This is a genomic window from Variovorax sp. PBL-H6 (assembly GCF_901827155.1).
Lineage (GTDB): Bacteria > Pseudomonadota > Gammaproteobacteria > Burkholderiales > Burkholderiaceae_C > Variovorax.
In genome coordinates this window covers 4,757,354-4,783,467 of the sequence record NZ_LR594659.1, presented here as the reverse complement: position 1 = coordinate 4,783,467, position 26,114 = coordinate 4,757,354, and the positions used below count along the sequence as shown (strand labels likewise).

The 26,114-nt window shown below is 66.0% G+C and carries 19 protein-coding genes; 8 read left to right on the top strand and 11 right to left on the bottom strand.

What is annotated here, in order from left to right; genetic code table 11:
* Positions 1-229: 229 nt before the first annotated feature.
* Entirely contained in the window at positions 230-790 is a 561-nt protein-coding gene (locus G3W89_RS22650) for a putative glycolipid-binding domain-containing protein (protein ID WP_162576276.1), read from the bottom strand.
* Positions 791-897: 107 nt separating this feature from the next.
* Here G3W89_RS22650 and G3W89_RS22645 point away from each other — a divergent pair, with 107 nt between their 5' ends.
* Positions 898-2,100 carry a Y-family DNA polymerase gene (locus G3W89_RS22645; RefSeq protein ID WP_162577610.1) on the top strand — a complete coding sequence of 401 codons (1,203 nt, stop codon included), beginning with the start codon at positions 898-900 and terminating at the stop codon, positions 2,098-2,100.
* Between the two features lie 88 nt (positions 2,101-2,188).
* Here the strand turns inward: G3W89_RS22645 and G3W89_RS22640 are convergent, their stop codons facing one another.
* Positions 2,189-3,103 (bottom strand): LysR family transcriptional regulator, encoded by a 915-nt coding sequence (locus G3W89_RS22640; RefSeq protein ID WP_162576275.1) that lies wholly within the window; start codon positions 3,101-3,103, stop codon positions 2,189-2,191.
* Between the two features lie 42 nt (positions 3,104-3,145).
* Positions 3,146-6,070, bottom strand: coding sequence for a phosphoenolpyruvate carboxylase (gene ppc / locus G3W89_RS22635; RefSeq protein WP_162576274.1), 2,925 nt, complete (start codon positions 6,068-6,070; stop codon positions 3,146-3,148).
* 96 nt (positions 6,071-6,166) lie between these two features.
* On the opposite strand from ppc, the gene hemC reads away from it, so the two are divergent.
* The 7 genes from hemC (at position 6,167) to G3W89_RS22600 (ending at position 14,292) form a co-directional block, all read left to right on the top strand.
* The gene (gene hemC / locus G3W89_RS22630; protein WP_162576273.1) at positions 6,167-7,072 is read left to right on the top strand and encodes a hydroxymethylbilane synthase; all 906 of its coding nucleotides are present in this window, start codon (positions 6,167-6,169) and stop codon (positions 7,070-7,072) included.
* A gap of 5 nt (positions 7,073-7,077) precedes the next feature.
* Positions 7,078-7,851, top strand: a complete 774-nt coding sequence (locus G3W89_RS22625; RefSeq protein ID WP_162576272.1) for a uroporphyrinogen-III synthase — start codon at positions 7,078-7,080, stop codon at positions 7,849-7,851.
* On the top strand, positions 7,848-8,924 hold the full coding sequence (locus G3W89_RS22620) for a uroporphyrinogen-III C-methyltransferase (RefSeq protein ID WP_162576271.1): 1,077 nt from the start codon (positions 7,848-7,850) through the stop codon (positions 8,922-8,924). Before G3W89_RS22625 ends, G3W89_RS22620 begins: the two co-directional genes overlap by 4 nt.
* A gap of 9 nt (positions 8,925-8,933) precedes the next feature.
* Complete coding sequence (locus G3W89_RS22615; RefSeq protein ID WP_162576270.1) at positions 8,934-10,217, top strand: heme biosynthesis HemY N-terminal domain-containing protein; 1,284 nt, start codon at positions 8,934-8,936, stop codon at positions 10,215-10,217.
* A gap of 336 nt (positions 10,218-10,553) precedes the next feature.
* Positions 10,554-11,600, top strand: a complete 1,047-nt coding sequence (locus tag G3W89_RS22610; RefSeq protein ID WP_162576269.1) for a polysaccharide biosynthesis/export family protein — start codon at positions 10,554-10,556, stop codon at positions 11,598-11,600.
* Positions 11,601-11,605: 5 nt separating this feature from the next.
* On the top strand, positions 11,606-12,043 hold the full coding sequence (locus G3W89_RS22605) for a low molecular weight protein-tyrosine-phosphatase (protein ID WP_162577609.1): 438 nt from the start codon (positions 11,606-11,608) through the stop codon (positions 12,041-12,043).
* A complete protein-coding gene (locus G3W89_RS22600) occupies positions 12,043-14,292 on the top strand; it encodes a polysaccharide biosynthesis tyrosine autokinase (RefSeq protein ID WP_162576268.1) in 2,250 nt (749 codons plus the stop codon). Before G3W89_RS22605 ends, G3W89_RS22600 begins: the two co-directional genes overlap by 1 nt.
* Before the next feature lie 72 nt (positions 14,293-14,364).
* On the opposite strand, the gene G3W89_RS22595 is transcribed toward G3W89_RS22600, so the two are convergent.
* The 8 genes from G3W89_RS22595 to G3W89_RS22560 form a co-directional block, all read right to left on the bottom strand.
* Positions 14,365-15,591, bottom strand: a complete 1,227-nt coding sequence (locus tag G3W89_RS22595; RefSeq protein ID WP_162576267.1) for a glycosyltransferase WbuB — start codon at positions 15,589-15,591, stop codon at positions 14,365-14,367.
* A gap of 40 nt (positions 15,592-15,631) precedes the next feature.
* Positions 15,632-16,795 carry a glycosyltransferase gene (locus G3W89_RS22590; protein WP_162576266.1) on the bottom strand — a complete coding sequence of 388 codons (1,164 nt, stop codon included), beginning with the start codon at positions 16,793-16,795 and terminating at the stop codon, positions 15,632-15,634.
* Positions 16,792-18,141 carry a hypothetical protein gene (locus G3W89_RS22585; protein WP_162576265.1) on the bottom strand — a complete coding sequence of 450 codons (1,350 nt, stop codon included), beginning with the start codon at positions 18,139-18,141 and terminating at the stop codon, positions 16,792-16,794. The genes G3W89_RS22590 and G3W89_RS22585 overlap by 4 nt, the downstream gene beginning before the upstream one ends.
* 58 nt (positions 18,142-18,199) lie before the next feature.
* Positions 18,200-19,171: a hypothetical protein gene (locus G3W89_RS22580; protein WP_162576264.1), complete on the bottom strand. Its 972-nt coding sequence runs from the start codon at positions 19,169-19,171 to the stop codon at positions 18,200-18,202.
* Between the two features lie 21 nt (positions 19,172-19,192).
* Complete coding sequence (fcl, locus tag G3W89_RS22575; protein ID WP_162576263.1) at positions 19,193-20,161, bottom strand: GDP-L-fucose synthase; 969 nt, start codon at positions 20,159-20,161, stop codon at positions 19,193-19,195.
* A gap of 56 nt (positions 20,162-20,217) precedes the next feature.
* Positions 20,218-21,648 (bottom strand): mannose-1-phosphate guanylyltransferase/mannose-6-phosphate isomerase, encoded by a 1,431-nt coding sequence (locus tag G3W89_RS22570; protein ID WP_162576262.1) that lies wholly within the window; start codon positions 21,646-21,648, stop codon positions 20,218-20,220.
* A gap of 2 nt (positions 21,649-21,650) precedes the next feature.
* Positions 21,651-22,286, bottom strand: coding sequence for a sugar transferase (locus tag G3W89_RS22565; RefSeq protein WP_232076693.1), 636 nt, complete (start codon positions 22,284-22,286; stop codon positions 21,651-21,653).
* A gap of 612 nt (positions 22,287-22,898) precedes the next feature.
* Positions 22,899-25,865: a ribonuclease E/G gene (locus G3W89_RS22560; RefSeq protein WP_162576260.1), complete on the bottom strand. Its 2,967-nt coding sequence runs from the start codon at positions 25,863-25,865 to the stop codon at positions 22,899-22,901.
* Positions 25,866-26,114: the final 249 nt, after the last annotated feature.

Here is a 26,114-nt window from a genome sequence, read left to right as displayed (position 1 = left end):
AGGCAAGGGTGCATTCTTCAATGAGCTCCCGCGAGATGGCACCGACGCCGCACGCCTGTAGGACGCAGCAAGCGCTGCGAGTACGAGCCAGGCGCTTCGATCATGTCGTCGTTGCGTTGGGGGAGACGAATCGACGGGTGCATCTCCGGCTCCAGGCATTGCCTTCGCCGGTTGCCTGAGGTCATGCGAGCGGCCGACGTCTCCACCCAAGTGCTTGAGGCCAGGACACTCAGCCCCCGGGCTCCCAGAGCGCCGGATAGTGCGTGACGAAGCCCTCCGACGTGGTCAGTAGCAGCCCCTCGTAGTCAAAGCGGGGAGACTGGTACCAGTACTCGGCCTCGTTGCGGCGTTCATAGTGCTGCGCGAGCGCACTCAGGCCTTCGTCGTCGAGGTCGAGCCAGGCGGCCGGGGCCTGGGCACTCTCGCCGACGCGAAGGTTCAGGCGGCGCAGAGGCAGCAGATTGGTGGCAGGGGTGAAGCCCAGGTCCAAATCCGTACAGTGGGCCAAGCCTGGCACCGGCTGATCGTTGATGGACCATTCGCCATTGGCGGCGCGCGCGATCGCGAAGTCCACTGCGAGGCTGCCGATCCAACCGCGTACACGCCCCCACTTCGCATGCCATGCCTTGTCACAATGCACGCGGTAATCCAGGCGAGCAGGCTGGCCATTCTCGCTACGAAACACGGCGGCGCCGTCGAGCTGCCATCCGTCACCGTGCTTCTCGAGACGGCAGGCATCATGGCCGGGCAGGTCGAGGCGGCGCCAGAACATGGTGGCTACGATGTGCATGGGCCCGATGATGGCATCGATACCCCCAGCGCACCAGTGCCCGCCGCGGAACGTTCAAAATCCAGCGCGTGACCGCCCCGCCCATCCGCCGCATTGCCCACCTCGATATGGACGCGTTCTACGCCTCGGTGGAACTGCTGCGCTATCCGCAGCTCAAGGGACTCCCGGTCGTGATCGGAGGTGGCCGGCGCAAGGTGGATGAAGCCATCCGCGAACTGCGGGAAGGCAGCACTCTGGCGGATATCCCGGTCCATGCCTTCCCGCTGCTCAGCGACTATGCGGGCCGCGGCGTGATCACCACCGCGACTTATCCCGCGCGGCTCTTTGGCGTCGGTTCCGCGATGGGGCTGATGAAGGCGGCGAAGTTGTGCCCGCAGGCCATCATCCTGCCAGTCGATTTCGACGAGTACCGTCGTTACTCGCGTATGTTCAAGAACGTCATCATCGAAATCGCGCCGCTGATGGAAGACCGCGGCGTCGATGAGGTGTACATTGATTTCACCGAAGTACCTGGAGGCCAGCGAGAGGGCGGTCGGGTGCTCGCCCGCCTGATCCAGCGATCGATCCTCGAGGCCACAGGGCTCACCTGCTCGATTGGCGTCGCGCCCAACAAGCTGCTGGCCAAAATGGCCAGCGAGTTCGAGAAGCCGAATGGCATTTCGGTTGTCTACGACCATGACCTGCAGACGCGCATCTGGCCGCTACCCTGTCGGAAGGTCAATGGCATTGGGCCAAAGGCCGACGAGAAGCTTCAGCGTTTCGGAATCCGCACCATCGGCGAGCTCGCGGGGCGTGACCGCGACTGGCTGATCGAGAATTTCGGAAAGGCCACTGGCGCCTGGATGCACGAGGTGGCGTGGGGGCGCGACGAGCGGCCCGTCGTGACCGAGAGCGAGCCGGTGTCGATGAGCCGCGAAACTACCTTCGAGCGTGACTTGCACGCAGTGCGCGACCGGGACGAGCTGAGCGCCATCTTCACGCATCTTTGCTGCAAGGTGGCGGAAGACCTGCGACGCAAGGGCTATGTGGGCAAGACCATCGGAATCAAGCTGCGCTACGACGACTTCAAGATCGCGACGCGCGATCAGACCATCGAGCAGTTCACCTCGGATGCGAAAACGATCCGGCAAGCTGCCGGACGCTGCCTCAAGCGCGTGCCGCTGGAGCGGCCGCTGCGCCTGCTGGGCGTACGCGTGGGGGCGCTGGTGAAGGCAGGGAGCCCGGAGGTGCTGCTGGCGTCGGCGCAAGGTCGATCCATGATGCAATCGCGCGCCACCGCCAGCCCCGCGACCACTGGCTCGCTTTTCTAGACAAGATGATCGGTCGGTAGCCGGATCGGCGGGTGCATTCGCGGCCGGTCTCGAGGCGCAGCGCCCGACCCAATGGCGCGGGCGACCTTCAAGGTGTGCGGCGCTTGCCCGCGGCGTAGTTCTGCTCGAAGCGGGTTTGCAGAAAATCCAGCAGTGCGCGCAGGGCCGCGCTATTGTGGCGCCGCTGCAGGTAGGCGGCCGACAGCCACATGTCGTTGCGGACACAGTCCTGCAGCACGGGAACCAGCTCGCCGTGGTCTATATGGGTCTGGACCAGCAACGCCGGCAGATAGAGAACGCCGAAGCCCATGAGGGCCGCCTCGATCAGCGGCCCGGCTTCTGAGGCGTCCATGCGGCTCTTTACCGCCACGTCCTGCGCCTTGCCGTCGACCTCGAAGCGCCACTGCGGATGAACGCCGAGGCGGGAGTGCGTCAGCGTCTCGTGCTGCGCCAGTTCGGCCGGATGCGCCGGCGTGCCGTGCTTTTTCCAATATTGCGGCGAGGCGCACACCACCAGCTTCAGCGGTGTCAGCTTGCGCACGATGAGGTTGTCGTCCTCGATGGGACCGACGCGCAGAGCCAGGTCGGTTGCTTCCTCGGCCATGTCGACCTGGCGGTTGCTCAGGTGCAGACTCAGTCTGACCTCGGGGTAGTAGCCCATGAACTGCGCCAGGAGCTTGGGCAGGTCCCCCTGTCCCATGCCGTGCGGCGCCGAGATGCGCAGGCGGCCCCGCGGCTGGCTCGCATGCTCCTGCAGTTCGGCCTGGGTGAGTTCCACCATTTCCATCACCGGCTTGCTGCGCTCGAGCAGCAGCGCGCCGGCGTCCGTGAGGCTGACGGAACGCGTCGAGCGATTGAGCAGGCGCACGCCGAAGCGGCTTTCAAGCTCCGCCACGTACTTGCTCACCGTGGCCTTGGACATGTCGAGGCGGGTTGCCGCACGGGAGAAGCTGCCGTAGGCGGCGACTTCGCGGAAGGTCTTGAGGAGGTCTAGGCTGTCCATGTCAGTCGCGCATTGTGCGGCGACCCGATGATTTCAGCTCGGTCAACCCGTGTTCCGCAGGCCCGCCGCCACGCCGTTGATCGACATGTGGATGCCTCGCTGCAGGCGCTCGTCGTCCTGTTGGCCGGCGCGCCAGCGGCGCATCAGTTCCACCTGGAGGTGATGCAGCGGGTCGATATAGGGAAAGCGGTGGCGAATTGAACGCTGCATCTCGACGTTGCCTTCGAGCCGCTGCTTCGCGCCGGTGATCAGCGCCAGCGCGTCGGAGGTGCGGTGCCATTCGGCCTCGATCATCGAGAACACCTTCTGGCGCAACTTGCGATCCTCCACCAGTTCGGCGTATCGCGTCGCTAGGGCGAGGTCGCTCTTGGCCAGCACCATGTCCATGTTCGAAAGCAAGGTGCTGAAGAAGGGCCACTGCGCCACCATGCGCTGCAGCAGAGCCTGCCGTTCCTTGCGCGCCGTCGCGCTGCCGGCGGCAGCAAGGAACTGCTCGATTGACGAGCCGAATCCGTACCAGCCGGGCAGCGTGAGCCGGCACTGTCCCCAGCTGAAGCTCCAGGGAACGGCGCGCAGATCCTCGATCCGCCGGCTCGGATTGCGCGAGGCCGGCCGGGAACCGATGTTGAGCTCGGCGATTTCCCGAATTGGCGTGGCGCTGAAGAAGTAGTCGGCGAAGCCGGGCGTCTCGTAGACCAGCGCGCGGTACGCCGCCATGCTGGCTGCCGAGAGCTCGTCGGCAGCGGCGAGGAAGGCAGCCGGTGCCGCCTTCGCTGCTGGCAGCAGCGTGGCCTCGAGTGTGGCGGCAACCAGCGTCTCGAGATTGCGCCGCCCGATCTCGCGATTGGCATATTTGGAGCCGATCACTTCGCCCTGTTCGGTCAGGCGGATCTGGCCGCGCACCGTGCCGGGCGGCTGCGCCAGGATAGCTTGGTAGCTCGGGCCGCCGCCGCGCCCGACCGTGCCGCCGCGGCCGTGGAACATGCGCAGGCGGATGGAGGTCCCGGACTTCTTGTTGAGTTCATCGAAAAGCGCGACGAGTGCAGTCCCGGCGCGATAGAGCTCCCAGTTGCTGGTGAAGATGCCGCCGTCCTTGTTGCTGTCGCTGTAGCCCAGCATGACATCCTGCTCGGCGCCAGAGCGTGCGACCAGGGCCTGGATGCCGGGCAGGGCGTAGAAGGCGCGCACGATGGGCGCGGCATTGCGCAGGTCCTCGATCGTCTCGAACAGCGGCACGACGATCAGGTCGCACGTGGCGTTGCCGAGCGCGGCGACGGGCCGCCCCAAGCCAGCGTGCGTCTCCTGGGCTGGCAGCGAAGACACATCGGTGCCAATCGTGGGCGTGCCAGTGCCCAGAGTGCCGCGCAGCAGGCCTACTTCCTTCTGCAGCAACAGCGCCTCGAGCAGGTCGCTCACCGTCTCGGTGTGGCTGATGATGTAGTGCCGGATCGCCGCCGCCCCGTAGCGGGTGCGGGCCTTGCGCGCGGCCGCGAAAATGGCAAGCTCGCTCTGCGCCAGCGGCGAGTAGCTGGCGTCCGGCACGCGCAAGGGACGCGCGTCGTCCAGGAGGCGCAAGAGCAACGTTTGCTTCGCTTCCTCGGCCAGCGCCGCATAGTCTGGTTCGAGGCGCGCCGTGGCCAGCAGTTCGGCAACCACGGCCTCGTGCTTGTCGGAGCTCTGGCGCAGATCCACTGTCGCGAGATGGAACCCGAACACTTCGACGGCGCGGATGAGCGGCCCGAGGCGCTGGCCGACCAGGGCTGCGCCGTGCTTCTCGAGCAGCGATTCCTCGATGGTGCGCAGGTCTGCCAGGAACTCCTCGGCACAGTGGTAAGGGTTCTGCGGCGCGACCGCGTGGCGCGCGGCCTCGCCGCCACTGAGCTCACGCAAAGTCGCTGCCAGGCGCGCGTAGATGCCCGTGAGCGCGCGGCGGTAGGGCTCGTCCTGGCGATGCTCGCTTTGGTCGGGCGAGCCCTCGGCCAGCGCCTGCATCTCCACCGACACATCCACCAGCGTGGCAGACAACGACAGCTCGCCGCCGAGGTAGTGGACTTCGGTCAGGTAGTAGCGCAGCGCCAGCTCGGCCTGGCGGCGCATGGCGTACTCGAGGCTCTCGGCAGTCACATTGGGATTGCCGTCGCGGTCGCCGCCAATCCATTGGCCCATGCGCAGGAAAGGCGCGATGTCGCTGCGGCCCAGGGCCTTTTCAAGGTCGGCGTAGACGCGAGGTATCTCGCGCAGGAAGGTGGCCTCGTAATAGCTCAGCGCGTTCTCGATCTCGTCGGCCACGGTGAGCTTGGAGAAGCGCAGGAGCCGCGTCTGCCAGAGCTGGAGCACGCGCGCGCGCATGCGGCGCTCGTTCTCTGCCAGCGCGACGGGCGTCAGCATGTCCCGGGTGCCGGCGAAGCACTGCTGTCGCAACTTGATGTCGTCGCGATCGGTCAGCAACTGCGCAATGGCACGCTCGGCATCGAGGATGCTCTTGCGCTGCACTTCGGTCGGATGGGCGGTGAGCACCGGTGACACATAGCTGTGCGCCAGCGACTCCACCACCGCTGCCGGCGTGATGCCCGCCTTGCGAATCCGCGCGAGCGCCATCTCCAGGCTGCCGGCGGCACTCTCGCCCGTGCGCTCGGTCTCGGTGCGGCGACGTATCTGGTGCCGGTCCTCGGCCAGATTCGCCAAGTGGCTGAAGTAGGTGAAGGCTCGGATCACGCGCACCGTCTCGGCCGCGCTCAGTGCCTTGAGGAGGCTCTTGAGCGCGCGGTCGGCCGCGTGATCGGCATCGCGCCGGAACGAGACCGACAGCGTGCGGATCTTCTCTACCAGATCGAAGGCCTCGTCGCCCTCCTGCTCGCGAATCACGTCGCCGAGAATGCGTCCGAGCAGGCGGATGTCGTCGATCAGCAGTTGTTCGTCGCCATCGCGGCGCCTGATGGTGGAAGAAGCGCTGGTCTTGCTTTTCATCGACATTTCTCCTCGTTCAACCGGGTCGGCCCTGCGTTGCTGCATTGCAACAATGCTAGCATTCCCACCCGTAACCACAGTAACGGAAGCGGCCCCTTGAGCAACATCGTGATCGCCACGCGCGAAAGTCGCCTGGCTCTCTGGCAGGCCGAGCACGTGCAATCGTTGCTCCAGCAACTAGGTCACACGGCCAGCCTGCTCGGAATGACCACCCGCGGCGACCAGATTCTCGATCGTTCGCTGGCCAAGGTTGGCGGCAAGGGCCTGTTCGTGAAGGAACTCGAGCTGGCGCTCGAAGAAGGCCATGCCGACATCGCAGTGCACTCGCTCAAGGACGTGCCCATGGACCTGCCCGAAGGCTTCGTGCTGGCCTGCGTTCTGGAGCGCGAAGACCCGCGCGATGCGCTCGTGTCGCCGAACTACCCCTCGCTCGAAGCTTTGCCGCAGCGTGCCGTGGTCGGCACTTCCAGCCTGCGTCGGGTCGTGTTGCTGCGCGCGTTGCGCCCCGACCTGCGCATCGAGCCCCTGCGCGGCAACCTCGACACCCGATTGCGCAAGCTCGACGAAGGGCAATACGACGCCATCGTGCTGGCGGCCGCCGGCCTCAAGCGACTGGGCCTCGAGCGTCGCATCCGCGCCGTCTTCGAACCCGAGGCCATGCTGCCGGCCGCGGGACAGGGCGCGCTGGGCATCGAGGTGCGGGCCGACCGCAGCGATCTGATCTCCCTGCTGGCGCCGCTCGCCAGCCTGCGCGACCAGCTCGCCACCGCGGCCGAGCGGGCAATCAGCCGTGCCATGGGCGGCAGTTGCTCGATGCCCCTTGCGGCCCACGCACGCTGGCAGGACGGCGACCGTCTGCGCATCGATGCCGCCTGGGGCGATCCCGAGGGCGCCGCGCAGCTTGTGCGGATCCACGCGCACGCCGAGGTCAACGATCCTGCTCATGCGGTTGCGCTCGGCGAGGGAGCCGCCCGCCTGCTGCGTGAGGCGGGCGCACACTGAATGACATGCCGGCGCCAAGAGTGATCGTCACGCGCCCGGCCCGCGAGGCGGCGCGCTCGGTCGAGGCGCTGCGCACTGCCGGGCTGGACGCGCGGGCCCTGCCCCTGATCGGGATCGCCCCGGTGGTCGACCGGAGAGATCTCGACGCGGCGCTGCAGCGCCTCGGTCACTACGCCGCCGTGATGTTCGTGAGCGCCGCAGCGGTCGAGCATTTCTTCGATGCTGCCGGCGTCATTGCTGGCGGCTTGCGTCCACGCTGTTGGGCCACCGGCCCTGGCACCGTGCGTGCGCTGCAGCAAGCCGGCGTTGCGGCCTCGGCGATCGATGCGCCGGGCGCCGACGCCGGGCAGTTCGATTCAGAAGCACTTTGGGCCAGGGTGCGTACGCAGGTAGGTCCCGGCTTGCGCGTGCTGATCGTACGGGGCGGCGATTCGGCGGGGCAGCCGGCCGGACGCGCCTGGCTGTCACGCGAGATCGTCGCAGCTGGCGGTGCCTGTGACATCGTCGTCGCCTACCGCCGCATTGCCGCGCCGTTCGGCGAGGCCGAGCAGGCACTGGCCGCCGAGGGGGCACGCGGCGAGGCGATCTGGCTCTTCAGCAGTGCGGAGGCCATAGCACGTCTGCGTGCCGCAATGCCTGGGACGGCATGGGCGTCCGCGCGCGCGGTCGCCACGCATCCGCGCATTGCGGAAGCCGCGCGGGCCGCCGGTTTCGGGGCGGTGCGCATCTCTTCCGCGACGCCGGGCGCGCTGGTCGCGTCGATAGAATCCTTCGCATGAGCGACGCCTCTGTCTTGAATGAAAGCCTGCAGGAACCGGCGGCGCGCCCTCCCGTACCGGCGCCTCTGCAGACGGCGCCGCTCCCCGCAGCCACGCTCTCGAAAATTTTGCTCGCACTCCTTGCCGGGGCCGCAGTGCTCGCGCTGGTGGCGGTACTGGTTCTTTGGCAAAAGGTCAATGGGATGCAGGAGCAACTGGCCCGGCAGAGTGCCGATGCCATGGCGCAGTCCATGGAGGCCCGCACCCTCGCGCGCCAAGCCCAGGAGACCGTGCGAGACACCGCGGCGCGGCTGGCACTGAACGAGACCCGGGTAGCGGAAGTGGCGCTGCAGCGTTCGCAACTCGAGGAGCTGATGCAGAGCCTCTCGCGCTCGCGCGACGAGAACCTGGTGGTCGATATCGAGTCCGCAGTCCGCCTCGCGCTTCAGCAGGCCGAGGTCACGGGCAATGTGCAGCCGCTGCTGGCCGCCCTCAAAGCCGGGGACCTGCGTATCGCACGCGCCGCCCAGCCGCGGTTGGCGCCGCTGCAGCGCGCCATGCAGCGCGACGTCGAGCGTCTGCAGGCGGGCGCCACGGCCGAGAGCGGCGAGACGCTGCGCAAGCTCGACGATCTTGTACGCATGGTGGACGAACTGCCGCCGCTCAACGCGGTAGCCACACGCGGCACGGGCCTCAACCCCTGGCAAGCCGAGCCAATGCCGGGTGATGCGCCCTGGTGGCACCGCGCGCTGCTGATGGTGCGCAACGAGGCGCGCTCGCTGCTGCGCGTGGGCCGCATCGACCGCCCCGAGGCCGTGCTGCTGTCGCCCGACCAGACCTTCTTCTTGCGCGAGAACCTGAAGCTGCAATTGCTCAACGCGCGGCTCGCCCTCCTTTCCCGGCAGTTCGACATGGCCCGCAATGAGCTGGCCACCGTTTCGGCCTCCCTCAACCGCTACTTCGACCCAGCCTCTCGCCGCGTCCAGGCGGCGGCCACGCTGTTGCAGCAGTTGCAGGCCCAGATCAAGACCAGCGAGCCGCCACGCATCAACGAAACGCTGGCCGCTCTTACCACGGCTGCGGCGGGACGGTAGGCTTCAGGCATGCGTGCAGCACTGTGGCTCCTGGCCTTGTTCGGCATTGCGGCGGCGGTGGCGCTGTTCGCCGGCAACAACCAGGGAACGGTGACTGTCTTCTGGCCGCCGTGGCGGGTCGACGTCTCGCTCAATCTCACGCTTCTGATTCTGCTGGTGGCCTTTGCGCTGCTGCATGTCGCCTTGCGCGCGCTGTCGGCGCTTTTCTCCCTGCCGCGGCAGGCGCGTCAATGGCGTCTGCAACAGAAGGAGCGCTCGCTGCACGCGGCACTGCTCGACGCCCTCGCGCAACAGCTGGCCGGCCGCTTTTCGCGCTCGCGCAAGGCAGCGCAGGCAGCGCTCGTGCAGGAGCGGGCATTGGCCGGGCTGGACGCAAGGCTGCCGCAGGCGCAGCAGATACGCGTGCTGTCGCACCTGCTCGCCGCGGAGAGCGCGCAGGCCCTGCAGGACCGGCCTGCGCGCGATGCGCACATGCAGCAGGCGCTCAGCGAGAGCGCCGACCGGGGCGTGCTCGCAAGCCCCGAGACGCGCGAAGGCGTGCAGTTGCGCGCAGCCCGCTGGGCGCTCGACGACCGCGATGCGCCTGCCGCATTGGCCCGGCTGGAGGAGCTTCCGCAGGGTGCCCAGCGCCGTACGCTCGCCCTGCGCCTGCGGCTCAAGGCGGCACGGCAGGCCGGACGCACGCAGGAGGCGCTCGAAACCGCACGCCTGCTGGCCAAGCATCGTGCCTTCTCCGACGCCGCCGCGCAGAGCATCGTGCGCGGTCTGGCGACGGAGCTCCTCTCAGGCGCGCATGATCCCACGCAACTGCTGCGGGCCTGGAGCGAGCTCGAGGGCGGGGAGCGCGAGATGCCCGAAGTCGCGATCCATGCGGCACAGCGCATGGTGGCGCTGCGCGGCGACCTCACCCTCGCGCGTGCCTGGCTGCTGCCGGTCTGGGAGTGCATGATCGAACAGCCTCGCAGCCTGCACGATTCCCTGCGGGTGAAGCTGGTGCTGGCGCTGGAGGCCGGCCTCGACTCGGTCGAGGCCGATTGGCTTGCGCGCATCGAAGCAGCGCAGCGGAACAACCCCCGTGACCCGAACCTGCAGTACCTTGCCGGTATGGCGTGCATGAGGCGCCAGCTCTGGGGCAAGGCGCAACAACTTCTCACGCATGCGGGATTGGCGTTACAAGATCCGGTTTTGCACCGACGTGCCTGGCAGGCGTTGGCGGAACTCGCCGAAGCTCGCAACGACGCCGATCAGGCGTCGGCTGCCTGGAAGCGCGCTGCACAGATCGAAACGCCTTGAGGGGCTGCACCGGCACGGCGTCAGCTATCTTTTTTATAGCTGAAGATCTAATATCGGCCTGAAATTGCCCGGTGTAGGAGCACGCTTACCCCATCCGGCGCCGCACCCGTTTAACCTGCCGAACGCTCTAGGCCAAGAAACATTTGAGCCTGGCGCGTTGCTGATGTACAGTCGTAACTGTTTGCAAAAGTATTCATTCAGGGTCATGACTCGGAGTTGGGTTTGAAACGTTTTCTACTACATGCCACTTTGCTCGCCTCGGCCGGGCTGCTGTTACAGGCTTGTGCGCCGCTAGCCCCGGGCTTTCGCTCGGCAAGCAACGACGGTGCCCAGGCCGTGTCGCCTTCGGGCTTTTCCACCTCGGAGATCGATCCGCCGCCTGCCGGTGCAATCACCGAGATCACGCCCCAGCTGATCCAGGCACATCGCGCCGCCGTCGGCAACAACGTTCCGCCTGAAGTACGGGCACTCGTGGGCGAGGCGCCGGTCTACAAGATCGGTCCTGGCGATGTGGTGAGCGTCGTGGTCTATGACCATCCCGAAATTGTGTTCAGCGGAATCCCTGCGACCACGGTGGCCGATCAGGCGAGCGTGTCGCCGGCCCCGGGCTTCATCGTCTCCAACACGGGCTACATGAGCTTCCCGTACGTAGGCCAGATCAAGGCCGAAGGCATGACGATCCAGGACCTGGAGCAGACGCTGATCAACAGGCTGTCGCGGGTGTTCAAGAGCCCGCAACTGAGCGTGCGTGTGAACGCCTTCCGCAGCAAGCGCGCCTACATCGAAGGTGAAGTCCGCACGCCGGGCCTGCAGATTTTCACGGACATCCCCATGACCCTGGCCGAGGCGATCAATCGCGCGGGCGGCCTCTCGGGGAACGGGGATCGCTCTGCCGTGACCCTCACCCGCGACGGCAAGACCGTCACGCTCGACCTGATGTCCATGGCCGAGGCCGGCATCGCGCCGACGAGCATCCCGCTCCGGTCGGGCGACCTGGTGATGGTGCGAAGCCGCGATGAACGCAAGGTCACCGTCATGGGCGAGGTGAATGTCCAAACGGGCGTGATGATGCGCAACGGGCGGCTCAGCCTGAACGACGCGCTGACCGAGGTCGGCGGCGTCAATCTCGGGACCGCGAATCCGCGCCAGATCTACGTGATCCGCAACGAGACGAATGGCTTGTCGATCTTTCACCTCGACGCCCGCACGCCGACGGCGATCGCCATGGCTGACGGCTTCGCCCTCAGGCCCAAGGACGTGGTCTATGTCGACCCGGTCCCGCTGGTCCAGTGGAACCGCGTGCTGAGCCTGATTCTTCCGACCGCCACGACCGCGACTTCCTATCGCGATCTGGGCACGCGCAGCAGCGGGAGCGGCAGATAGTGGCCATCCAGAACGTTCTCGTCGTGTGCACCGGCAACATCTGCCGCAGTCCGATGGCGGAGGCCGTCATGGCGGCCGACCTGCCGGGCGTGCAGGTCGATTCGGCCGGCCTGCATGCGCTGGTCGGCAAGCCTGCGGACCCCACCGCCCGCGAGTTGCTGGACGCGCGCGGCATCGATATCGGCGCGCATCGTGCGCAGCAGCTCAGTGGCGAGCTTTGCCAGCGCGCCGATCTGATCCTGGTGATGGACCGCGAGCAACGCCGCGCGGTCCAGGAGCGCTATCTCTTCGCTGCCGGCAAGGTGTTCCGTCTCTGCGAGTTCAGCGACGAGGACGTGCCTGATCCTTACCGTGAAGATCGCAGCATCTTCGAGCACTCGCTTCAGCTCATCGATTCCGGCGCCAGGCAGTGGGCCCAACGCATCTCAAGAGTATCCAGTTGATGACTTCCTCAATCATTACCAAAACGAATCCCTCCCCGGCGAGCGCGGCGGACGAGGAAGACCTCGACCTCGGGCGCTACATCGAGGTCCTGGTCTCGAACAAGTGGCTGATCGCGGCAATCACCGTCGTCGTGTTCGTGATCGGCGCAGCCTACGCCTACATGGAGCGTCCCGTCTACGAATCAAACCTGGTGATCCAGGTCGAGGATACGGAGGGCGGCGGCAAGGGTGCCCTGGCCGAAGCCAGCGGCCTTGTCGACGTGAAGACGCCCGCGAGTGCCGAAATCGAGATCATCCGCTCGCGCATGATCGCGGGCCAGGCCGTAGAGGCCACGAAGCTCTACATCTCCTCCGGACCGCGCTATGTGCCCTATATCGGCGGCTGGCTGGCGCGCCGCTCCAACGGCCTGTCGGACCCGGGCTTCCTCTGGCTCAATGGTTATGTGTCCGGGACCGAGCGCATCCTCGTCTCGCAGTTCGACGTGCCGACCATCATGGAAGGCGGCCTGTTCACCGTCACTGCCGCAGGGAGCAACCAGTACACCCTGGACTATCCAGGTATGCAGCAACTCAAGGGCACTGTGGGGACATTGCTGAGGGCCGAGACGCCCGAGGGCCCGATCACGCTCCAGATCGATCAACTGGCCGGCAAGCCGGGCGCGCTGTTCAACCTGTACCGCTACGCGAAGCTGCCGACCACGATCGGTTTGCAGACGAGCCTTGCCCTCCAGGAGCGCGGCAAGAACTCCGGCATCGTCAACGTGTCCCTGCAGGACACCGACCCGTTCAAGCTGACGCGTGTGCTCAATGCCGTGGGCGACCAATACGTCAAGCAGAACATCGAGCGCAAGGCCGCTGAGGCGCAAAAGACGCTGGCCTTCCTCGATGTCCAGTTGCCCTTGTTCAAGAAGCAGCTGGAAGCCTCGGAAGAGGTCTACAACCGTTATCGCAACCAGAAGGGCACGGTGGCCTTCAGCGAGGAAGCCGCGCTGATCCTCGGCCAGTCGGTCGACCGCCAGACCAAGCTGCTGGACGCCCAACAGCGCCGGCGCGAGCTGGAGTCCCGCTTCACTTCTGCGCACCCATCGGTGCAGACCCTGGACAACCAGATCGCCGCGCTGAAGGCCGACATGGGCAGCATCCAGGAACGCATCAAGGGCCTCCCTGCGATCCAGCAGGAGGCGGTGCGCATGGAGCGCGATGTCAAGGTGAACACCGAGCTCTACCAGTCGCTGCTCAACAATGCGCTGCAACTGCGCCTCGTGAAGGAGGGCAAGATCGGCAACGTGCGCGTGCTCGATGAGGCAGTCGTGCCCACGCAGCCGGTCAAGCCGAACCGCAAGGTGATCATGGCTGCCGCGCTGGCGCTCGGATTGTTCCTCGGCATCGTCGCGGCCTTCATCCGCAGCTCCTTCGTCGAGCAGCGGCTGCGTGATCCGCACGAGGTCGAAGCCGACACCGGACTGCCCGTGTTCTCGACCATTCCGCTGAGCCCCTCGCAAGCCGCTATTGCAAAGCGCCGTCTCAGCGGAGCCACTGGCGTGCGCCTGCTGGCGATCGAGAACCCCGACGACCCGGCAGTCGAGAGCCTGCGCAGCTTGCGCACCGCGATGCAGTTCGCGATGCTTGAGTCACCCAACAACCGGGTGCTGATCAGCGGCCCCACGCCAGGCGTTGGCAAGAGCTTCGTGACGGCCAACTTCGCCGCCCTCATGGCCGCTGCCGGCAAGCGCACGCTACTGATCGACGCCGACCTGCGCCGCGGCCACACGCACCAGTACTTCGGGCTGCAGCGTCACGGTGGCTTGTCCGAACTGATCGCCGGCAGCTTGACGGTCCAGCAGACCGTGCATCGCCAGGTCGTGCCCAACCTCGATTTCCTTGCCACTGGTCAACTGCCGCCGAACCCGGCGGAACTGCTGGTGTCCGACTCGTTCAAGACCATGTTGGAGCGCCTGTCCGAGCAGTACGACCTGGTTGTCATCGACACGCCGCCGGTGCTCGTGGCGGCCGACACGTCCACTGTGGCCGCTCACGCTGGCACGGTGCTTCTGGTGGCGCGCGCCGATCAATCGACAATGGGCGAGTTGAAGGAAAGCACGCGGCGGCTCGCCATGAGCGGCAAGTCTGCCACCGGCGTGCTGCTCAACGCGATGGACCTGGGCCGTCGCACCTTCGCGCCCTACAAGTACGGACGCTATCGCTACACCAGCTACAACTACGAGAGCATCCTGCCCGAAGAGCAGTGAGGCAAAAAGAAACCGGGCCGAGGCCCGGTTTTTTTTGGAGCCGGTGCGCTTCTCAGCGCTTCTCAGCGCTTCTCAGCGCTTCGCAACGCAGGCCAGCAGGTCGTGCTCGAACTGCGCCAGCACGGCATCACGGTCGAAACGCGCCTCGGCGACGGCACGCGCCTTCAGCCCCAGTTCGCGCCGGCGTTCGGGCTGCAACGCGAGCGACAGCACGGCGTCTGCGAAGGACCTGGCATCGTCCGGCGGCACGGCGATACCGCATTCGGCCGTCACCTTGCCGAGCTCGGTCTGGGGGTGTGCACCGGCGACCACCGGCCTGCCGCTGCTGAGCATGCCGGTCAGCTTGGAGGGCATCACCAGGTCCGCCGCATCGGCACGCTGGGGCAGCAGGTGAATGTCGGCCAGGCCGAGAAAGTCGCCGAGCCGCTCGACCGGCTGCAAGTCGAGGAAGCGCACGTTGGCGAGCGACTCGCAGCGTTTCATCAATGCGGCGCGACCGGCGCCGTTGCCGCAGAACACGAACTCCAGCCCGGGCTGGTCCTTGAGCATCAGTGCCATTTCCGACAGCAGCTCCAGGCCCTGCTTGGCGCCCATGTTGCCCGAGTAGAGGGCTACCACGGCGTCCGGGCGAATGCCGAGCTCGGCGCGATAGGAGCTCACGCCTTGCAGCGGCTGGATCGCGGAAACGTCGGCCCAGTTGGGCAACGAGACCAGCCGCGCGTCCTCGGTGCCCTTGTTGCGCGCACGTTCGAGCATGCGTAGCGAGATGGTCGAGATGCGGTCGAAGCGCCGCATCAGCCAGCGCTCGGCCGATGCCACAAAGGCGCGCGTGCGCGCACCCTTGAGCAGGCCGAGTTCGAAGGCGGCGTCCATCTCGTAGTCCTGGATGTGCAGCCAGGATTTTGCCGAGCGCAGGCGCGAAAAGGCCAGGGCTGCCGGCGTGCAGAACATCGGAGGCTCAGTGACCCACACCACGTCCGGCTTCCAGCGCCATTGGGCGAGCAGGGCCGGCACGCTGCTGAGCGCGAAGCTCGCCAGGTGCAGCAGGCGCTTCGCGCCGGTCACCTTGCGCGGCACCCACAGCGGTGTGCGAAAGACCTGGGCGCCCTGCCACTCGTGCCGGGTGTAGCGCCCCGAGTGGTACCCAGGGCGTACTTGCCAGTCGGGGTAATAGGGCGGTGCCGTCACCACCCTCACTTCGTGGCCGCGCGCCGCAAGCCAAGCCACCATCTCTCCGGTGTACTTGCCGATTCCGGTCAGCTCCGGTGCGAAATTGATGCCGTAGACGAGCAGCTTCATGAGGATTTGTTGGCGCTGTGCAAGGGACGCGCTGGGCCTTTCAGGCGATCTGCGGGGCGTGCGTGCGGATGATGTCCACCAGCGTCGATGCCACCTGCTCCATGCGGAAGCGCTGTTCGAAGGAGCGCAGTGCGGCGGCGCGTATCGTGTCCAGCTCTGCCGGCGTCGCGGCCAGCCAGCGACGCAGCAACGCAGCCGTGCCTTCCAGCGTGTCGGACTCGACGAAGCCGGCGTGGTCCGCGTCGATCTCCCGCCAGATATTGACCTTGTCGCTGATCAGCACCGGCCGGCTGCAGGCCATGGCCTCCACTACCGCGATGCCGAAATTTTCCTGGTGAGAGGGGAGGCAGAACACTTCGCACGCATGAAAGGCGCCCCACTTGAGATCGCCCGACAGCATGCCCGGCCAGCTCACGCGCGAGGCCAGGCCCAGGCCCCGAGCACGAGCTTGCAGCTGCCGAGTGAGGGCTTCGTCGCCGGGCCCTGCCATCACCAGATGGACATCGGGCGCCTTCGCGGCCACTTGCGCGAAGGCCTCGATCAGCAGGTCGCAGCCTTTCTTCTCGTGGATTCGGCCGAGGAAGAGCAGAAGGCGTTTGTTCCGCAGCTCGGGGAAGGACGAGAAGAAGACTTCCGACAAGCGCTCTGCATCCCGCGGCGGGGTGCTGGTGCCGTAAGAGCCCACCACCTCGCGGCAGCGATAAAGCCAGAACGACTGCCGTGCCAGCAGGCGCTCTTCCTCGCAGGTGAAGACCACCGCGGATGCATCGCGCAGCACGCGGTACTCGCCCCAAGGCCAGTAGAGCCACTTTTTCAGGTGCTTGAGCGGGTAGGTGCGCTTGAACCATGGGTCCAGCATGCCGTGGCTGTACACGAAGTAGGGCGTGCCTGAGCCATGCAGCGCACGCCGGGCCGCGAGGCCCACGTACTGCCACAGGCCGTTGACGATGACGGCGTCATAGCCGCAGGCATGTGCCTTCAGCCAAGGCAAGAGGCGCTCGTTGTAGCCGTAGCTCGAGACCGATGGACCGGTCGCGACCACCGTGCCGGGATAAGCGCGCACACACGCCGCATCGGGGCTGTCGAGGCTCACGACGTCGCCGCTGTGACCCAGGTCCGTCAGCGCATCGTGCAGGCGCCGCACTCCCTCGATGACGCCTCCGCCCTGGGGATCGACGGAGGGAACCAGATGCAGCAGTCTCACGATCGCGAGGCGCGCGGCGGGAAGATCTCGAGCCTCGGGAACCGAAACAGCAGGAGAGCGTAGGCGAGCATGAGCCCGAGCAGGGCGTTGGCAGTCAGCTGCCCGAGGGCAGGCCAACTGACCACCGCCAGCGCAGTCGTCAGCCATACGAGAAGCGGATAGGGGGAATTGGTGCTGATCGAGAGCTTGAGGCTGCGGATCACGCCCAGCGTCAACACCAGGTACTTGACCCCGATGTACGCGAACCCCAGCAGTCCGCCTTCCATCAGGATCCGGCCGCCTTCGGCCTCCGCCAGGGCGAAGACATCGGCAGCGCCGGTACGCACGTAGGTGGCGAGGTTGGAGCCGAAGCCCACGCCGTAGCCGAGCCATGTGACAAGATCGAGCACCCACGGCTCGCCGAACAGCACCGTGAGCACCCGTTCGGTAAAGTTTTCCACGGCCGACGCCTGCTCGAAACGCGTCTGCGTGACGGTGATGGCTTCGCGGAATACATAGGCGAAGATGGCAGTCAGCACACCAATCACCACGACCGTGGCCGCCGCACCTGCCTTGTTGCGCGCCTTTGAAAACAGCAGGCGACCGACCAGGAACGCTCCCAGCATTCCGGCCGAAGTGATCGCCGCTGTTCTGGATCCGCTCACGAGCGCGCCGGTGGCAAAGGCCCCGAACACTGCGAGGGCGAACAGGAACTGGAACTGGTTGCGCTTGCGTGCGGCCAGGATGCCGAACACCAGCGGCGCCACCATGGTGAGATAAGTGGCGTAGCCAGAGGTGAAGCTGAAGGTCCCGGTCGTGCGGACCACCCCGACCACCGCGACAAAGATGCCTTCCTCGTCGCTGTCGATCTGGGTGTTGATGCGCGCTCCCGGAGGCGAGTAGTGCTGCAGCACTGCCAGCGGCGCCAACAGCAGCATGACGTAGGCCGCCGCTTTGATGGAGACGCGGTAGTCCGCTTCGTTCATCGACGCCGACGCTGCCACGGCGAACCAGATGTAGAGCAGCCAGAAGCGCAATCCGATGATGAACACGATTGGCGTGCTCTCGCCGGCGACCAGCTGCAGCAGCCCCCAGCCCACCACCAGGCAGGTCCAGGCCATCATGGCGGTCGTGATCTTCTTATGCCGCCTCAGATGCCCGTGTCGCCAGGCGTAGACCACCAGCATCAGCGCCAGCATGTCGCGCAACAGGATCAAGGGCAGGGTGGACGCGGACGACACCCATTTGCGGATCGAGCCCTCGAACACGACGATGAGGAAGACTGCAAGGAAAAGCTTGCCCGCCCGGCTGAGCGACGTCGCCCGGCTGGGTGCCTGCATGGTGGTAGCAGGGGCAATTGCGCTCATAAGGCAACCTCAGCGCTGCGCACCGCGGTGCTATTCGACTTGGGAGCGGCCCGGCATCTCATCGTCGTACCTCGCTCGAGAGCATGCGCAATGCCGCCACATGGGCTTCGACGCTATGCGGCTTGTACCACTTGTGGGCCTCGCCGCCCACACTGCGTGCATCGATGGTGGCGTCGAGCGCGCTGAAGCCACGCACGTAATGGACGTTGGCTGTCAGGCCGTCATGCTCGCCGTAGTCCTTCGACAGCAGGATCGGGCAGACTGCATGCGCGCAATAGGCCGCGAAAATGCCGCTCTTGGACACATAGTCCGGGGGATAGGCCAGCGCGCCGTAGTCCGCGCCGGACAAGGCTGCGCTCACCGCCTGCGCCGGCAGCTTGCCGTGCACCACTACGCCTTCGCTGTCCAGGCATTGCGCGAGCGGCCCTTCCGGCATGGTCGGGCCGATGTCGTGGATCTCCAGGCCGTTGCGCTTCGCGCTGCGGAAGATCTCGCCGTCGGACCACTCATAGACTTGGGCGCGGATGCCGGCGCTGCCGAACACGACGAGCCTGCGCTGTCGCTCGGTGTCGATCGCGTCGAGCTCGCCGACGTTGGAAAATACGGGGAGCACCCGGTGCGGCACGGCTTTCGATTGCGCGAGGAGCCACCGCGCCGCATCCTCTCGGTTCGTGAGCCAGAAGTCGGACTGCAGCAGCAGCTCGCGCGCGATGCGCCGCTGAATGCCGCTGAGCCAGAAGGCAGAGCCCCACGGCGGTCCGGTCGCGAAGAGCTCGTGGAAGACGACGCCGACGGCCTTGAACTGCGCGCGCAGGCTGCGGATCCGACGGACCAGCCACAGGGGAATTCCGCGCTTCTCGAAGCCGTAGCCGCTGAAGTGCAGCAGCACGAAATCGCCAGAGAGCGAGGCGGTGTCCGTGTCGTGCTTCAACTCCATCAACGGCGCGTGGAGCGGGTGGCCGACCACGGATGCGTAGTCTCGCACGCCACCCGTGCCGGGCGGAATGAGGGAGAGCGAGGAAGCGTTCATGCAGGTCAGGAAAGGGACTCCTCAGGAAGGAACGAGCTCTTCGCTGCGGAAGTCTTCGTAGGCGCGTGCCACGCCGTGGCGCAAGGATACCTCGGGCGTCCAGCCGAGCTCGCGAATGCGAGAGATGTCGAGCAGCTTGCGCGGAGCACCGTCTGGCTTGCCGGTGTCGTAGTGGATCTCGCCCTGATAGCCCACCACTTCGCTCACCAGGCTGGCGAGTTCGGCGATCGACAGGTCTTCCCCGGTGCCGACGTTGATGTGGCTGGTCGTGACCTCGGTGCAGGCCGCATAGGTTTCACGCGGCAGGTCCATCACGTGCACGCAGGCGCTGGCCATGTCGTCGACATAGAGAAACTCCCGCTTCGGAGAGCCGGTGCCCCAGATGACCACCGCGGGTGCATCGGCGAGCTTGGCTTCATGGAAGCGCCTGATCATTGCCGGCAGGACGTGGCTGTTCTCGGGGTGGTAGTTGTCTCCGGGGCCGTAGAGGTTGGTCGGCATCACGCTGCGGAAATCGCAGCCGTACTGCCGGTTGTAGCTCTCGCACAGCTTGATGCCCGCGATCTTCGCAATCGCATAGGGTTCGTTGGTCGGCTCCAGCTTGCCGGTCAGCAACGCGTCCTCGGCCATCGGCTGGGCCGCCAGCCGCGGGTAGATGCAGCTCGAGCCGAGGAAAAGCAGCTTGCTCACGCCATTGCGCCACGCTTCGTGGATCACGTTCGCCTCGACCATCAGGTTCGAGTAGATGAACTCGGCCGGATAGCTGTTGTTGGCATGGATGCCGCCCACCTTGGCTGCGGCCACGTACACCTCCTGCGGCTTTTCCTCGGCGAAGAACGCGCGCACCTGCGCCTGATCGGTGAGGTCCAGCTCGGCACGGCTGCGGCTGATGATGTTGGTATAGCCCTGCTCGGCCAGGCAGCGCACGATGGCGCTGCCGACCATGCCGCGATGGCCCGCAACAAAAATCCGCTTCTGGAACTGGCTCATGGAATGTAGACCTTCCGCGCAGGATGGGAGGACCGGAACGCCCTGAGAAGGAACGCTCAGGCCAGTTTCTTGTCTTTGCCGAGGACGGCAGCGGGTGCGTCGTCGAAGCGGACGATGTCGTCCTCGCCGAGGTAGCCGCCGGTCTGGACTTCGATCACTTCGAGCACCGTCTTGCCTGCATTTTCGAGCCGGTACTTGGCCCCGACGGGGATGTAGATCGACTCGTCTTCCTTGACCAGGCAGACCTCGCCGTTGCACAGCACCCGCGCCGTGCCCTTCACGACCACCCAGTGCTCGGCGCGATGGTGGTGCATGCGCAGGGCCAGGCGCGCACCGGGCTTCACCGTGAGGCGCTTGACAGCAAATCGTTCGCCATTGTCGACACTGTCATAGGCGCCCCAGGGGCGCGGGATGCGGCGGTGGCGCGTGGCCTGGCTGTGGCCATGCGTGGTCAGCAGTGCAACCGCGTCCTTGACCTGTTCGGCGAATTCCGCGTGCGCGACCAGCAACGCATCCGGCGTGTCCACCACCAGCAGGTCCTTGGTGCCCAGGGCAACGACGGGACGGTTGGGTGCATAGATGAACGTATTGCTCGCGCCCATGGCGAAGCCCTGGCCGCTGACCCGGTTGCCGTTTTCGTCCGCCTCGTGCAGCTCGGCTACGGCGTTCCAGCTCCCGACGTCGCTCCAGCGGCCCTGGAATGGAAGGACGGCGACCTTCTCGCATTTCTCGAGCACCGCATAGTCGATGCTTTGGCTGCGGCAGCGGCCAAAGGCGGCGGCATCCATTCGCAGGAAATGGCCATCGACTTCGACGGTCGTGGTGGCCTCGCGACAACTCTGGAGAATATCGGGCGCATGCTGCTGCAGTGCTGCGATCAATACCCGGGCCTGGACCAGCAGGATCCCGGCATTCCAGAGATGGCCGCCCGTGAGCAGCAACTGCTCGGCGTGCGCGGCGGCTGGCTTTTCGACGAAGGCGGCTACCGCGTGGCCCGCCCCATCACCCAACGATGCCTCGAGAGGCTCGCCCTGGCGGATATAGCCGTAGGCCGTGCTCGGAAAGCTCGGTTCGACTCCGAAGGTCACGAGATGGCCGGCGAGGGCGGCAGGCACGCCCTTGCGGATCGTGGCCACGAAGCGCTCGGCATCGGGAATGTGATGGTCGGCCGGTGCGAACAGCAGCAACTGGTCGGGCTCGGACAGCAGCGCCACCGCGGCCATTGCTGCCGCGGTGTTGCGTGCCACCGGCTCGAGCAGCTGCTGGCCGCTCACGTCTGCGGCCTCGATGCTTTCCTGCACCAGGAAGCGGTGCTCTTCCGCCGCGACGCAGGTGACCTCGGGGCTCAGCAGCCGCAGGCGTTCCAGCGTGAGCACCAGCAGGTTCTTGTTGTCGATCAGGGGGACGAACTGCTTGGGCAGCGTCTTTCGCGAGAGCGGCCATAGCCGCGTGCCGCTGCCGCCGCAGAGAACGATGGGGCGGATCATGTTTACCTCGAACCGTCGCCGGTGATCACGGTACGGACCGTCTTCAGCAGGATCTTGATATCCAGCCAGAGCGACCAGTTGCTCACGTATTCCACGTCGAGCTCGACGCGCCGGGCATACGAAAGCCGGTTGCGGCCGCTGACCTGCCACAGGCCGGTGATGCCGGGGCGCATCGCACAGTAATGCTCCCAGCCTTTGCCATAGAGGCTGCGTTGCCGCTCCATGCAGGGACGTGGGCCGACCAGGCTCATATCTCCCTTGAGCACATTCCAGAACTGCGGCAACTCGTCGAGGCTCAACTTGCGGATGAACTGGCCAATCGGCGTAATGCGGGGGTCCTTCTCCAGCTTCTGGAAGGTGTCCCATTCGGTGCGCGCCATGTCGTTGCGGCTCAGGAACTCGTCAAGCACGTGTTCGGAGTCGCGAACCATCGAACGAAACTTGTAGAAGCGGAAGCGCTGCCCGTTCTCACCGAGGCGGTGCTGCCAGAAGTGCACAGGGCGCCCCATGCTGATGCCGACGCAGAGTGCTACCAGTAGATAGAGCGGGCCAAAAAGAATGAAGAAAGTCAGCGCACCCACGATGTCGATGCTGCGCTTTGCAGCGCGCTCCAGCAGGCCAAGCCTGCGTGGTTGCACGTAGATGGGAGACGCCGACGAACCCCCGCCTCCGGGGGTATAGCGTCGAACCACGTTGCCATGTGCGGTTGAGTCGGAACGAAACATCAAATATTCCCCCGGTGACGGGTGTGTGCTGCCTCAAGCTGAGAGCGCGGCAGCTGTAACGCTTTACTACTATTCGCAAGAATTTGAACACAAGATGAGCAGTTTGTCTTGTGAACAAAAGACGTACATCGCTTGCCAAAAGGCGTAAGCTTCGCCCTCTACCAAAGAGCTTTTCCGCAGCCTTGATGCGATGCAACATCAAGTCTGAAGTGTAGTTCTTTTGTATGACAACATGTTAACGCGCTTTGACGTTTGTCTGTTGTTTGCAAACGCCGATCGGGTTTTTGTGACGTAGTTAACTGGTTTCCTGCCGGGTTTGTGCTGTTGCACTGCAGCATGCATAGAGTATGCCGTTCTGAACAAGAAGGAATTACACCGGCGTACGTAGGACAACGCCTGCAAATGCGACTCGCGGCAGGTCCCCACATGGCGGCAGTCCCACGCACAAGACAAAGGCCGCGACATTTCTGGCGCGGCCTTCAAGCCCTTATCGACGGAGGGAAGGCCTTTCGCCTATTGCAGCTCTTACTGACGCGCTCCGGATTCGCGGACAGGCTCCTCGAACGGCAGCACCATGCCGCCAAGATCACGACGCGTTTCAACCAGGATCAGCGGCCCTTCGTCCGGCACGATGGTCGGCGGCCGTTCGCGCGGCACATGAACCAGCCGGGGCTCCGCCGCCATCGCAGCGCGAACCTGCGCCACGCGCTCGGCATTCGAATTCACCCACTGCAAGCCGGAGCCTTCGGCGATCTGGGCGAGTTCGTCCGTCGGTAGTTCGTAGGGCTGGACCTTTGGCAGCGCGTGCGTGCGCGCGGCCGGCGCATCGACGACGATGGCGGGTGCGGAGGGCGTCGCCGGTCTGTCGGCAAGTGCCTTGGGCAGGCCATCGAGCTCGGCTGCGCCGTTCGCGTCGGCTACCTCGAGCGGCAGCGCCGCCGAGTTGGCATCGGCTTCTTCGCGCGGGCCGCGTTCGCGACGATCGCGGCCATAGCGGTCACGCGATCGGCCGCGGCGTTCGTCACCCTCGCGGCGCGGTGCACTGTCGCCGGTCACTGCTTCAGGGGCGCTGTCGGTAGCGAGGGTAGTCTCCGCCGCAGGAGAGCCTTCCGTGGTGCGCGAAGCCCCATCGCTGCGGCGCTCGCGTCGGCCTTCGCCGCGCTCGCCACGAGGGGCACGTTCCTCGCGGCCGCTTCGTGCGCTGCGCTCGGTATCCGGCTGGGCGGCATCGTTGCCGGGATCCCTCACCGTGGCGTCTGTGGTGCGTTCACCGCGCTCACGGCGCTCGCCGCGACCGCGTGGCGCACGTTCTGCCGGGGGCGCCTCGTCGCCTGCCAAGCCGTTCGGAACAGTTGCTTCGGCGTCGAGCGGGATCTCGGTATCGGCCGGCATCTGGCGCGGCTCGTTGTCACGCCGCTCGCCACGGCCTCGCCGCTCGCCATCGCGCGGTGCGCGCGCCTCGCGCGACTCGCGGGGCTCACGGGGCTCACGGGGCTCGCGGATCGGTGCGTCGCTGCGCGCCTCCCCGCGCCCTTCGCGTCCTTCGCGCCCTTCGCGGCGCTCGCCCTCGCGGCGCTCGCCGGTGCGCCCGCCGCGGCGTTCACCGCCTCGTCCTTCGCCGCGTCCGCCGCGGCGCTGTTCGCCTTCTCGCGCGGTGCGGGGTTCACCGTCGCGGCCGCCGCGGCCCTCGCGACGCGGCTTGGGCGCTTCGACAGGAATGACCGCAGGAGCGGGTGGCGGTGCAGGAGGCGCGCCGAAGAGTCGCTTGATCCAGCCGAAGAAGCCGACTTCCGCCGGTTCGGGGATGGGCGCCGGCTGGGGCGCCGCGGGCGCGGACGCTGCCGCGGGCGGCTGCACCACTTCGGGCTTGGGCGCCACAACCGGCGCCGGGGCGTCAGGCAGCACGCCCTTGATCAGCGGGGTTTGACGGTTCGTGGGCTCTTGCGAGCGCCGCGTGACCGAGATCGGATCCTCGATCTCGTCAGCCATCCTGTAGCTTGCCTCGATGTGATCGAGACGGGGATCATCGTGCTTCAGCCGCTCCAGTTTGTAGTTGGGCGTCTCCAGCGTCTTGTTGGGCACCATCAGCACGGTGACGCGCTGCTTGAGTTCGATCTTGGCGATTTCGGGGCGCTTCTCGTTGAGCAGGAAGGAGGCAACCTCCACCGGCACCTGCACATGCACGGCAGCGGTGTTGTCCTTCATCGACTCTTCCTGAATGATGCGCAGGATCTGCAGCGCGCTCGATTCGGTATCGCGAATGTGGCCAGAGCCGCCGCAGCGCGGGCAGGGAATCGAGGAGCCTTCGGAGAGAGCGGGCTTGAGGCGCTGACGGCTCATCTCCATCAAGCCGAATTTGCTGATCGAGCCGAACTGGACGCGGGCGCGGTCCTGGCGCAGCGCGTCGCGCAGGCGGCTTTCCACCTCGCGGCGGTTCTTCGACTCGTCCATGTCAATGAAGTCGATGACGATAAGGCCACCGAGGTCGCGCAGACGCATCTGACGTGCCACCTCGTCGGCGGCCTCGAGGTTGGTGCGCGTGGCGGTTTCCTCGATATCGCCGCCCTTGATGGCGCGCGCCGAGTTCACGTCCACCGAGACCAGCGCCTCGGTGTGATCGATCACGATCGCACCGCCGCTGGGCAACTGCACCGTGCGAGCGTAGGCCGACTCGATCTGGTGCTCGATCTGGAAACGGCTGAACAGCGCAGCATCGTCGCGATAGCGCTTGACGCGCTGCGCGTGCTCAGGCATCACGTGCGCCATGAACTGCTGCGCCTGGTCGTAAATGTCGTCGGTGTCGATCAGGATGTCGCCGATGTCGTGGTTGAAGTAGTCGCGGATCGCCCGGATCACCAACGACGACTCCTGGTAGATCAAGAAGGCGCCTTTGCCGCCCTTGGCGGCGCCGTCGATCGCGGCCCACAGCTTCAGCAGGTAGTTCAGGTCCCACTGCAGTTCCGGCGCGGCGCGGCCGATGCCCGCGGTGCGCGCGATGATGCTCATGCCCTTGGGGTACTCGAGCTGGTCCATCGCCTCCTTGAGTTCGGCGCGGTCGTCACCCTCGATGCGCCGGCTGACGCCGCCGCCGCGGGGGTTGTTCGGCATCAGCACGACGTAGCGGCCTGCCAGCGAGATGAATGTAGTCAGGGCAGCGCCCTTGTTGCCGCGTTCTTCCTTCTCGACCTGGACCACCAGTTCCTGGCCTTCCCTGATCGCATCCTGGATGCGCGCCTGGCTGGCAGACACGCCCTCGGCAAAGTATTGCTTCGAGATCTCCTTGAACGGGAGGAAGCCATGCCGGTCCTCGCCGTAGTCCACGAAGCAGGCTTCCAGCGACGGCTCGACGCGCGTCACGACCGCCTTGTAGATGTTCCCCTTGCGCTGCTCGCGCCCTTCGATCTCGATTTCGTAGTCGAGGAGCTTCTGCCCGTCGACGATGGCCAGGCGGCGTTCTTCTGCCTGCGTGGCGTTGATCAGCATCCGCTTCATGATGCGTTTCCTTTTGTCGTTTCTGTCGTTCTCATCGGTCCATGACGGACCCACGATGCACGGACGACGCTTCGCGAAACGAAGGAGGAATTGCCGCTTGACCCTGGATGCAGGCGGCGTGCGAGCGCACGCCACTCGAATTGAGCTTCAGCTCAATCGCAGCAAGGGTGGGGGCGCGTGGATGGGCGCGAGCCCGATGTGATGTTGACTTGCCATGTTTTCGATGGCAACTGGCGCGGTGGAAACAGG

Excerpts from the sequence above, each read along its gene's own strand:
- G3W89_RS22640 (WP_162576275.1), bottom strand. The coding sequence starts at position 3,103 with ATGGACAGCCTAGACCTCCTCAAGACCTTCCGCGAAGTCGCCGCCTAC.
- G3W89_RS22600 (WP_162576268.1), top strand. The coding sequence starts at position 12,043 with ATGACTTCCTCAATCATTACCAAAACGAATCCCTCCCCGGCGAGCGCG.
- G3W89_RS22645 (WP_162577610.1), top strand. The coding sequence starts at position 898 with ATGGACGCGTTCTACGCCTCGGTGGAACTGCTGCGCTATCCGCAGCTC.
- G3W89_RS22570 (WP_162576262.1), bottom strand. The coding sequence starts at position 21,648 with ATGATCCGCCCCATCGTTCTCTGCGGCGGCAGCGGCACGCGGCTATGG.
- G3W89_RS22585 (WP_162576265.1), bottom strand. The coding sequence starts at position 18,141 with ATGAGCGCAATTGCCCCTGCTACCACCATGCAGGCACCCAGCCGGGCG.
- fcl (WP_162576263.1), bottom strand. The coding sequence starts at position 20,161 with ATGAGCCAGTTCCAGAAGCGGATTTTTGTTGCGGGCCATCGCGGCATG.
- G3W89_RS22560 (WP_162576260.1), bottom strand. The coding sequence starts at position 25,865 with ATGAAGCGGATGCTGATCAACGCCACGCAGGCAGAAGAACGCCGCCTG.
- G3W89_RS22620 (WP_162576271.1), top strand. The coding sequence starts at position 7,848 with ATGAGCGACGCCTCTGTCTTGAATGAAAGCCTGCAGGAACCGGCGGCG.
- G3W89_RS22580 (WP_162576264.1), bottom strand. The coding sequence starts at position 19,171 with ATGAACGCTTCCTCGCTCTCCCTCATTCCGCCCGGCACGGGTGGCGTG.
- G3W89_RS22650 (WP_162576276.1), bottom strand. The coding sequence starts at position 790 with ATGCACATCGTAGCCACCATGTTCTGGCGCCGCCTCGACCTGCCCGGC.
- ppc (WP_162576274.1), bottom strand. The coding sequence starts at position 6,070 with ATGAAAAGCAAGACCAGCGCTTCTTCCACCATCAGGCGCCGCGATGGC.
- G3W89_RS22615 (WP_162576270.1), top strand. The coding sequence starts at position 8,934 with ATGCGTGCAGCACTGTGGCTCCTGGCCTTGTTCGGCATTGCGGCGGCG.
- G3W89_RS22595 (WP_162576267.1), bottom strand. The coding sequence starts at position 15,591 with ATGAAGCTGCTCGTCTACGGCATCAATTTCGCACCGGAGCTGACCGGA.
- G3W89_RS22625 (WP_162576272.1), top strand. The coding sequence starts at position 7,078 with ATGCCGGCGCCAAGAGTGATCGTCACGCGCCCGGCCCGCGAGGCGGCG.